The organism is Humitalea rosea (genome assembly GCF_003253705.1).
Classification (GTDB): Bacteria; Pseudomonadota; Alphaproteobacteria; order Acetobacterales; family Acetobacteraceae; genus Humitalea; species Humitalea rosea.
The window spans coordinates 25,567-34,799 of the sequence record NZ_QKYU01000034.1 but is presented as its reverse complement, the minus strand read 5'-3'; the positions used below and the strand labels follow the sequence as shown (position 1 = coordinate 34,799).

8 protein-coding genes are annotated in these 9,233 nt (G+C 70.8%); 7 read left to right on the top strand and 1 reads right to left on the bottom strand.

What is annotated here, in order from left to right:
* Window positions 1-257: 257 nt before the first annotated feature.
* From C8P66_RS24030 to C8P66_RS21210, 7 genes are read left to right on the top strand one after another with little or no spacing between them, the layout of a single operon-like run.
* Entirely contained in the window at window positions 258-410 is a 153-nt protein-coding gene (locus tag C8P66_RS24030) for a hypothetical protein (RefSeq protein WP_170141597.1), read from the top strand.
* A 29-nt stretch (window positions 411-439) separates the two neighbouring features.
* The gene (locus C8P66_RS21235; protein WP_111400291.1) at window positions 440-2,596 is read left to right on the top strand and encodes a tape measure protein; all 2,157 of its coding nucleotides are present in this window, start codon (window positions 440-442) and stop codon (window positions 2,594-2,596) included.
* A 5-nt stretch (window positions 2,597-2,601) separates the two neighbouring features.
* Entirely contained in the window at window positions 2,602-3,288 is a 687-nt protein-coding gene (locus C8P66_RS21230) for a hypothetical protein (protein WP_111400290.1), read from the top strand.
* A gap of 2 nt (window positions 3,289-3,290) precedes the next feature.
* The gene (locus tag C8P66_RS21225) at window positions 3,291-3,857 is read left to right on the top strand and encodes a hypothetical protein (RefSeq protein ID WP_111400289.1); all 567 of its coding nucleotides are present in this window, start codon (window positions 3,291-3,293) and stop codon (window positions 3,855-3,857) included.
* Window positions 3,854-4,207 carry a DUF6950 family protein gene (locus tag C8P66_RS21220; RefSeq protein WP_111400288.1) on the top strand — a complete coding sequence of 118 codons (354 nt, stop codon included), beginning with the start codon at window positions 3,854-3,856 and terminating at the stop codon, window positions 4,205-4,207. Before C8P66_RS21225 ends, C8P66_RS21220 begins: the two co-directional genes overlap by 4 nt.
* Entirely contained in the window at window positions 4,207-6,228 is a 2,022-nt protein-coding gene (locus C8P66_RS24790; protein WP_111400295.1) for a phage tail protein, read from the top strand. The genes C8P66_RS21220 and C8P66_RS24790 overlap by 1 nt, the downstream gene beginning before the upstream one ends.
* A 12-nt stretch (window positions 6,229-6,240) precedes the next feature.
* Complete coding sequence (locus C8P66_RS21210) at window positions 6,241-8,082, top strand: pectate lyase family protein (protein ID WP_111400287.1); 1,842 nt, start codon at window positions 6,241-6,243, stop codon at window positions 8,080-8,082.
* A 251-nt stretch (window positions 8,083-8,333) separates the two neighbouring features.
* Here C8P66_RS21210 and C8P66_RS21205 read toward each other — a convergent pair whose 3' ends face one another.
* Entirely contained in the window at window positions 8,334-9,233 is a 900-nt protein-coding gene (locus tag C8P66_RS21205) for a plasmid partitioning protein RepB C-terminal domain-containing protein (RefSeq protein WP_111400286.1), read from the bottom strand.

Here is a 9,233-nt window from a genome sequence, read left to right as displayed (position 1 = left end):
ACGGGCTGCGACGCCCCAGGGCCCTGCGGCCTTTCACCCGCCACCGCACCACCAACGCTAGCCGATGCCGGCGCGGATGAGCCAGACTTACAAGGGCCCGGGCCGAATGGCACTTCGGCCAGGGCCCTGACTACTGCCGCGGCTGCGCGGCCCTCGATCGCGACTGCGGTCTTTCTTGCCCCTACGCCGCCCACGCCCCCGCCAGCGTCGAGGGCGCCGCGTGTTGGGCCGCCGGCACCACCTGCGCCACGGCGACTATGGCGGGCCTCGACCTCGACATGCCGGCCGCGCTCGCCACCGCCCTCGAGATGGGCGCCACCGGCTGGGCCGCGGCGGAACTGCTGCTGGCCATGCGCATGGGCCTCGCCGCCGGCAGCGCCGCACGCCGCACTGATCCCCCCGGACCCTGACCACCCAACCAACGCAGGAGGCGTGACGCATGGCGGATAGCACGCGCCGCGTCTCGGTCCGCCTGTCCCTGGACGATGCCGCCCGGGTCAAGCAGGAACTGCGCGAGGTCGGCGAGACCGGCCAGCGGAGCCTGGAGCGCATCCAGGGCGGCGCCGACCGTGCCTCCCGCGCGCTGGACCTGCTCGACGTCGCCGTCCGCGGCGTGCAGATCGCGGGCCTCGCCGCCGGACTGCGCGCCGTGGTGGTGGCGGGCGACGCGCTGACCCAATCCATGGGCCGCCTGAACACCGCGCTGGGCTCCGTCGAGCGCGCCGGCGAGATCTACGACCGGCTCTACCGCGACAGCCTGCAGACCGGCGTCGCGGTGCGCGAGAGTGTCGACGCCTTCGCCCGCTTCTCGATCGCGGCGCGCGAGATCGGTGCTACCTCCGACCAGGTCGCCACCCTGGTCGGCGGCCTTCAGCGCATCGCCATTGCCTCGGGTGCAAGCCAGCAGGAGATCGCCTCCTCCACCCAGCAACTCGCCCAGGCACTGGCCTCGGGCACGCTGCAGGGCGACGAGCTGCGCTCGATCCTGGAAGGCCTGCCGACGCTGGCCCAGGCGCTGGCCCGCGAGCTCGGCGTCTCCATCGGAGAGCTCCGAAAACTCGGCTCCGAGGGCAAGCTCACCGCCGACACGGTCTTCCCGGCGCTTCTGCGCGCGGTCGAGCGGCTGAATGGCGAGTTCGAGCGCGCGCCGCTCTCCGTCGGTCGCGCATTCGGGCAGCTCACCGCCGCGGCCGACCAGTTCCTCGCCCGGCTGGACCAGGGCATCGGCTTGTCCAACGCGCTGGCCCGGGCGCTGTCGGGTGCCGCCCGCGTGCTGGACGGGGTCCGCCGCGGCTCGGGCCTGCTGCTGCCCTCCGAGCAGGAGGCCGACCGCCGCGCCCAGGCCGAGGCCCTGCGTGCGCAGATCGCCCGGTTGGAGGCAGAGAGCGACGGTCGCGACAGCCTGCGCTCGCAGCCCCGTCGCGGTTCGATCCAGGGCGGCCTGGTCGGCGCCGCGCAGCAGCAGGCCGGCGTCGACCGCGCCGCCCGGCTTGAGGAACTGCGCCGGCAATACACGGAACTCACGGAGGAAATCACCCGCGGCGAGGCAGCCGCCGGCGAGCGCCAGCGCACCGAGCAGGAGAGCGCCGCTGCCCAGGCCGCGGAGGCCCGCCGCCGCCGCACCGCCGCCGACGCAGAGGAACTGCGCAAGGCACTCGACGACCGCTTTCGCATCAACAGCGATTACGAGGACCGTGTCCGTCGCCTGCGCGAGGCGGAGGCCGCCGGCGGCATCTCCACCGCCGATCGCACCCGCCTCGAAACCCTGGCGCTGCGCGAGCGCGACGAGGCGCTGCGTCGCATCGAGGGCACCACGCGCCGTGTCGCCGCCATCCCGCGACCCGACCGCGAGGCCGAGCGCGAGATCAACGACATCATCCGCGAGCGCGAGCGGCTGATCCAGAACAACGAGAACGCCCAGGAGCGCTACACCCGCCGCCTCGAAACCCTCGGCCGGCTGGTGGAACGCTCCGAGCGCATCGGCCAGCCCATCCCGGACGAGACCATCTCGCGCGAGGCCAATGCCGCGCTGGAGGAGCTGGAGCGCAGCCAGCAGCGCGTCCAGCAGGCGACGGAGCGCACCAGCAACACGGCGCGGGAGTTGGGGCTGACCTTCTCCTCCGCCTTCGAGGACGCGATCATCAAGGGCGAGAGTTTCTCGAAGGTGCTGCAGGGCATCCTGCAGGACATCGCCCGCATCGTGGTCCGCCGCACCATCACCGAGCCGCTCGGCACGGCGGTCACCTCCAGCCTGGCCGGCTTTGACTTCGGTTCGATCTTCTCGGGGATCGGCTCGGCGCTGGGCGGGTTGTTCCGCGCCGAGGGCGGGCCGGTCGCGGGTGGGCAGCCCTATATCGTCGGCGAGCGCGGGCCCGAATGGTTCGTGCCGAACCGCAGCGGCACGGTGCTGCCCAATGGCATGGCGCCAGGCGGGCCGGTGATCAACCAGAGCATCACCATCGATGCCCGCGGCGCCGATGCCGGTGTCGAGGCCCGGCTGCGCGTGCTCTCGGCGCAGATCGTTCGCCAGGCCAGTGCGGCCACGCTCGACGCCATCCGCCGCGGCGGCAGCGCCACCTCCATCGTGCGGGGATAGCGGTCATGACGGAATACGCCTGGCCCAGCCTGCTGCGGCCGTCACGGCTGAGCTTCTACCTGCAGCACAACACCCTGCGCTTTGTCTCTCCCGTCACCCGCGCCACGCAGGTGCTGCGGCGCGAGGGGGCGCGCTGGGTGGCTGAGGCGAGCTTCGAGCCACTCGGCCGGGTGCAGGCGGGCGTGATGGACGGGCTGCTGGCGGCACTGGCCGGCTCGGCCAACACCGTCCGCATCTGGGACTGGCGGCGCGAGTACCGCACCGGCGATCCGCGCAGCCAGGGCGATGTGCCGACCGGGCCATACAGCTTCTCGGACGCGACTATCTTCACGGACGGGACCGGGATGGTGGTGGGCTCGGGCAATCCGTCGCTGGCGGCCGGCGCGCCGCGTGGGGCGCTGTCCATCGTCACGCAGCGTTGGTGGCCGAGCACGGTCGCCGTCGGCGCCGGCGACTACATCGGCCTCGGCGGGCGGCTCTACATCGCCACCGCCGCGGTTATGGCCTCTGGCGCCGGGACTGCGACCATCGCCATCGCGCCGCCGCTGCGCGCCGCGGTGGTGGTGGGCGAGCCGCTGATCCTCGCCCTGCCGAGCGTGCCAATGCGGCTGGTCTCCGACGACGAGGCTGCCAACCCAACACGGCCCGGCCCCTTCGCCGCCGTCACCATCCGCATGGAGGAGGCGCTGTAGTCATGTCCGGCACCCCACGCCTCAGCAACCAGGCCGCGTCCGCCGCCACCGCGCCGATCGCCACGCCGGTGGTGCTGCTCGAGCTCGACTTCGCCACCGGCCCCTTTCGCGTCTGGACCGGGCTCGGCCCGCTCGACTGGGCCGGGAAGGTGTTCGAGGGCGCTGGCAGCATCGGCGCCATCTCGGATGTGGAGGAGACGGTGGAGCTGCGCGCCGTCCGCCTGACGCTCGCGCTGTCACCGGTGCCGCAGGAGGTGGTGGATATCGCGCTGGCCGAGCGAAGCTACCGCTTGCGGCCCGTCACGCTGTGGGGCGCGCTGCTCGATGCCCAAGGGTCATTTGTGGCGGACCCGTTCCCGCTCTGGGCCGGGCTGATGGACACGATGGAAGTCACGGACGGCGCCGAGCCCTCCGTGGCGCTGGCCTGCGAGAGCCGGCTGGTGGACCTCGAGCGCGCCGAGGTGCGGCGCTACACGGACGCCGACCAGCAGGGGGAATACCCCGGCGATCGGTTCTTCGAGTTCGTGCCGGCGCTCCAGGAGGCGGAGATCCGGCTACCGATCCAGTGACCCGGCTGCCCGACTGGCCGGAAAAGCTGGCGGCGCTGATCACGGCAGCCGAGCATCGGCCCTTCGACGCGGCGCGCTGGAATTGTGGGCGCTTCGCCCTGGCGGCGGTGGTCGCGTGCACGGGGCAGCGGCCCTCCTGGCAGCACCGATCCAGCCTGGCGGAGATAGCCGACACCGCCGGCTACCCGCGCGTGCCGGTGCCCTTCGCCCGCACGGGCGACGTGGCGCTGGCCGCAGACCCAGACCGCCTTGGCGTCGTGCTGGACGCCGGCCGCGTGGCCTTCGTCGGTCCCGTGGGCCTTCTCCGTCTTCCCATCACCGCATGCACCATCGCCTGGAGGGTTGGCTGATGCCCGTCGCCATCCCCTTCATCGCCGCCGCGGCAGGGGCAGCCGCCTCGGCCGTCATCGGTGGCGGCGTCCTGGGCGCCGTGGCCGCCGCCGGTGCCGCCCTGGTGGTGTCCGCCGTCGGTGCCGCCGTCTTCCGCCCCAAGTCGCCCTCCGCCGCCCGCAGCGCCAATGTCACGCCAGGGACGGACACCGGGCCGGGCTCCGGCTTCGATCCCCGCACGCCCGGCGCCGGCCGCACCCAGTCCTTCCGCCAGCCCATCACCGAGCACCAGATCGTCTTCGGCCGCTGCCGCACCTCCGGCCCGGTCGTGTTCCTGCATTCCGCCACCGACGATGAGGGCCGCACCGACGGCTTTCTCCACGTCGTCGTGGTTCTGGCCGCCCATCGCGTCCGAGCCATCGGCGAGGTGTTCCTAAACGGCACCGCCTCCACCGACGCGAAGTTCACCGGCCTGCTGCGCATCGACCGCGCGCTGGGCGATCCTGGCCAGGCGGCCAATGCCAACCTCGTCGCCGACACCGGCGGCCAGTGGACTGCCGCGCATCGCGGCCAGGGGCGCGCCTATCTCGCCGTGCGGCTCAAGCTGCGACCCGAGGCCTTCCCCTCCGGCGCGCCCAGCCTCTCCGCCATCGTCGAGGGGGCGGACACCATCCTCGATCCGCGCACCGGCGCCACCGGCTGGTCCGACAACCCGGCGCTGTGCCTCGCCTGGTACCTGACCTCGCCCTTTGGGTGGCGCGCGGCCTGGGCCGATATCGACCTGCCGGCGCTCATGGCGGCAGCCAATATCTGCGACGAGATCATGGGCCGGCGCGATGGCACCGCCGAGCGCCGCTACACCGTCAACGGCGCCGTCACCCTGGGCGAGGGAAAGATTGCCATCACCCGCAAGCTGGTCGCCGCCATGGCCGGGGCGCTCGTGGTCTCGGGCGGGCGCTTCTACATCCATGCGGGCGCACCGGCGCTTCCCGCCGCCACACTCACCTCCGACGACCTGCGCGGCGACGTCACCATCGTCGGCTCGCGCCCGCGGCGCGACCTCTTCAACGGGGTGCGCGCCGTCTATGTCGAGCCGGCCGCCGCCTGGCAGCCGACCGATGCGCCGCCGCTGCTCGCCAGCAACTACGTCACCGAGGATGGTGGCGAGGCGATCTACCGGGACATGGAGTTCCCGCTCACCACCTCGGCCGCCACCGTCCAGCGCCTGATGAAAATCGAGCTGGAGCGCAATCGCCGCCAGCGCGAGGTGGCGATGCAGGCGAACCTTTCGGCGCTACGACTGCGGCCCTGGGATGGGGTGACGGTGGCGCTGGAACGCCTGACGCCGTTCCCGGCACGGGTGACCGGCTGGGCGCTGGCGCCGGATGGCGGGGTGAACCTGCAACTGGCCGAGGAGGATCCCGCCGTCTGGGCATGGAACCCGGCAACGGATGAGCGGGCGACGGGGCAGAACCCGTCCGTGGTGCTGCCCAATCCGGGCGTCATCGCCGCGCCGGCAGCCATTCTGGTGGAGACGTCGCTGGCGGTGAGCTTCACCGCGATCGTCGTCTCCTGGTCCGCGGTAGGCTCCGCGTATCTCGCTGGCTACGAGATCGAGTTCCGGCCCACCTCCGTCGCCGTGTGGCAGGGCTATGCCGGCGGCTTTGGCGCCACCGCCGTCGCCATCCCGACGGCCGAGCCCACGGCATTCCGGGTGCGGGCGCAGGCGCGCAGCGGGGCGGTGTCGGGCTGGCGCGAGGCGCTGGTCCCGGCCACGGCCTCGGGCCTGGCCGCCACAGGCATCGCGGGCGGCGTGCTCGTGTCGGGCGGCTTTCCCGCAGACGCCGTCCGGCTACAGGTCTTCGAGGCCAGCAGCGCCAGCCTCGCCGCCGCGACCAAGCTAGCCAGCGAGCCGACCGCACTGCCCTGGGACCGCACTGGCCTCACCACCGGCCAGACCCGCTGGTACTGGCTGCGCAGCGTCTCGGCCGAGGGAAACATCTCGGCCTTCGCCGGCCCGGTCACCGCCACCGCCCTCTGATCGGAGAATGCCATGCCGGCGCGCATCGACGACCTGCTGGTCCTCAACGCCAACCTCAACAAGAGCGACTTCGCGAAGTATCTGCGCGACCGGGAGGCGGTGCTGCCGAACGACTTCGGCGGGCTGGGCGATGGCGTCGCCGATGATCGCACCGCCATCCAGGCATGCTTCGATCGCGCCGGCGCGGACCAGAAATTCGCGATGATCCCGCCAGGCACCTGGAACGTGTCGGGCACCGTGACGCTGCCAGGCGGCGCGCGTGGCCTGATCATGCAGGGCACCATCCGCTACACCGGCACGGCACCCACCTCGGTGCTCGTGCTCGGCGATGGCGGCACCATCCGCAATGCCGAGAAGCTCTACAGCGGGCTGAACGTCCTCCGGCAGACGCTGTCGGACTGGTCGTCCGAAGCCGACATCGGCATCACCGTGCGCAACGTCGATGCCAGCCAGATCGAGCTGCGTCGCGTGGAAGGCTTTACCATCGGCATGCGCACGCTGGGCGATGGCCGCGGCGTCGAGGACAGCACCTTCACGCTCGGGCGCATCGTCAACAACCGCATCGGCCTCGACATCTGGTGCGCGACGGCCACGGCCTGGAATACCTCCATCCGCTACTACGGCGGCCACTTCGCCCAGGCGACGGGGGTGAATGCGGCGCAGGACCGCTTCGGCGTGCGCTTCGGGAATGAGGCCGGCGCCTATTCCAACCACAACCGCCACGTCTTTGACGCGCCGAACTTCGAGCTGCGCCAGGCCGGCAGCAACATCGCCATCCCGTTCCTGAACCAGACCTCGGGCTCTGCCATCATCGCGCGCAACATGCGCATGGAGGCCTGCTCGCCGCTGGCGGCGCGGCACACCGCCGGGGCGCAGGATTGCGAGTACGACATCGCCTGGACCAACACCTACCTGGTCGGCATCGACTACACGTCGACGGCGAACCGCTGCGGCAATGCGGTGATCAACCGGCATCGGGCGCCGGCGTCGCGGTTCCAGCGCTTTCTCGCCGGCGTGCCGAACACCCGCGCGGCAGCCTTCCGCCAGTCGGCAACCGAGGTCGGGGTGGAGGGGCTGATCACCATCGCGACCTCGACCACCACCGCGACCTTCATGGCGGATTTCTGCTTCAACGGGCTGACCGACCTGACGCCGACCGATCGGGCGGTGACGCTGGCGGCAAACCGGGGGCTGGGGTGGATGCTCGATACCACCCAGGCGAAGGAGTTCGCGCTGGCGCATTGGCTCACGAGCGGCGCCTCGGGCGGGCGGCTGTTCGTGCGGGTGTTTGACGGGGCGGGGAATGTCCGCGAGGACATCGCGGGCGACGTGCTGGCCTCGATCACCACGATGCAGTGGAACGGCCCGGCCAAGGGGTGGAATGCCGGCGCGCCGATGGATGATGCCAACTTCAATCGCCGGCAGACCATCCGCGTTGGTCCATCCGTGGCCTATGCGCAGGTGGGAGTGATCGGCTTCGACGGGCCGGTCGATCTGCAGTCGCTGCGGCTCTACGGGCTGCCGGAGGCGGCGCCCGCAGTGCTGAACGGCACGCCGCTGCTGACGGGGGCGCTTTTCGGCTCAGGGCGGCGGGAGTTCGCGGCGGAGGTGTCCTGGGACCTGCCGAGCCTCGCGCCGGGGGCGACGGCGCTGATCGACGTGACAGTGAACGGGGCGCGCGCCGGCGACTTGGCGCAAGCGTCGCTGGTGTCGTCGACGCGGTTCATCGAACTCGACGCGGCGGTGTGGTCGAACAACACGGTGCGGGCGATGGCGCGGAACATCTCCGCAGCGACTTTCGACCTGGCGGCGGCGACCCTATCGGTGGGGGTGGTGAAGCGGCGGGTGCCGTGACGGCGGTCCGCAATGACCATCCCCACAGGGAGGGGGTGCGCAGCCCAACCTCGCACCCCCTCCGTCTCACCTCCCGTCATACCGGGCAACATCTGGCCGGCCCTATGACGGCCGGCCTGGTGGGCTCCAGACGGGTTCGCCGCCATCCCCACCACCGCCCTCGATCTGCCCCTCGTGCAGCGTCTCCGGCGGTCCCCGCGCTTTCGGGTCCGGGTCCCCATCATGCTCGGGCCATCAATGGCCCGGTGCGGTCACGCGGCCACGCTGTCCATCTCTGCGATCTTCTGGAACTCGGCCAGAAATTCTGGTCTCTGCTGTGCGAGATATCGAACGACGCGTGCGTTTCCGAGCAGTCGCGCGAGATATCCTCGTGCCAGCACGAGATGGAGATGGTCGGCTCCGTAGGATTGCTCAGCGACCTTCATCTCGCGGTTCAACTGCCCAGACTCCCTCTCCATCAGGGCCATCTGCTCATGGCTCAGGCCTTTGACCTGCTTCGGCTTCGCGTCGGGGATCAGCTGCGTCTGCGGCGTAGCTGCGAGCAGGGCACGGGCGTAGCTCTCGGTATATCGGTCCATGGCCACCATGAGCTCCACTGCCTCGATCTGCCGCATCGGAACCATCTTCTTCAGCACAGCAAAAATATGCTGCGAGACCGCCTTATCCTTCAGGATTTCCACAGCCTCCGGGCAAACACCGTGCAGCAGCTTTTTCTTGTGGCGCAGTGTGCTGATATCGATGTTGAGGGCGCGGGCGATCCTTTCCTCGGGCACCCTGTCCTCAATCGCCTTCAGGATCATGCGATGCTCCTGGACGATGGCGAGCCGGTTGATGCGCTTGTTGTAGGTGAATGCCTCGTCATCCGTCGCAATCAGGCACACCACATCGAGGTCACCGCGCTCTTCCAGCACCGCGACGCGCAGGTGGCCATCGAGGAGCAGGTAGCGTCCCGGCTTTGATGGATGGCGCGCGACGACTGGCGGCTCGATGACACCGACCTCGCGGATCGATGCGGTGATACGAGCGTATTTCGACGACCGTCTCACTTTCGCCGGGACCGAGCGCAGCATCTCGATGTTGGCGATCGGGATCCTGATGCCGGCGCTCTCGAATGCCGCCCGGATCGGCCCCGCGTTCCGATCGTCTGCCAT

What these genes read in the sequence shown, in the direction of transcription:
- C8P66_RS24030 (WP_170141597.1), top strand. Translation starts at nt 258, where the DNA reads ATGGCGGGCCTCGACCTCGACATGCCGGCCGCGCTCGCCACCGCCCTC.
- C8P66_RS21235 (WP_111400291.1), top strand. Translation starts at nt 440, where the DNA reads ATGGCGGATAGCACGCGCCGCGTCTCGGTCCGCCTGTCCCTGGACGAT.
- C8P66_RS21230 (WP_111400290.1), top strand. Translation starts at nt 2,602, where the DNA reads ATGACGGAATACGCCTGGCCCAGCCTGCTGCGGCCGTCACGGCTGAGC.
- C8P66_RS21225 (WP_111400289.1), top strand. Translation starts at nt 3,291, where the DNA reads ATGTCCGGCACCCCACGCCTCAGCAACCAGGCCGCGTCCGCCGCCACC.
- C8P66_RS24790 (WP_111400295.1), top strand. Translation starts at nt 4,207, where the DNA reads ATGCCCGTCGCCATCCCCTTCATCGCCGCCGCGGCAGGGGCAGCCGCC.
- C8P66_RS21210 (WP_111400287.1), top strand. Translation starts at nt 6,241, where the DNA reads ATGCCGGCGCGCATCGACGACCTGCTGGTCCTCAACGCCAACCTCAAC.
- C8P66_RS21205 (WP_111400286.1), bottom strand. Translation starts at nt 9,233, where the DNA reads ATGGCAGACGATCGGAACGCGGGGCCGATCCGGGCGGCATTCGAGAGC.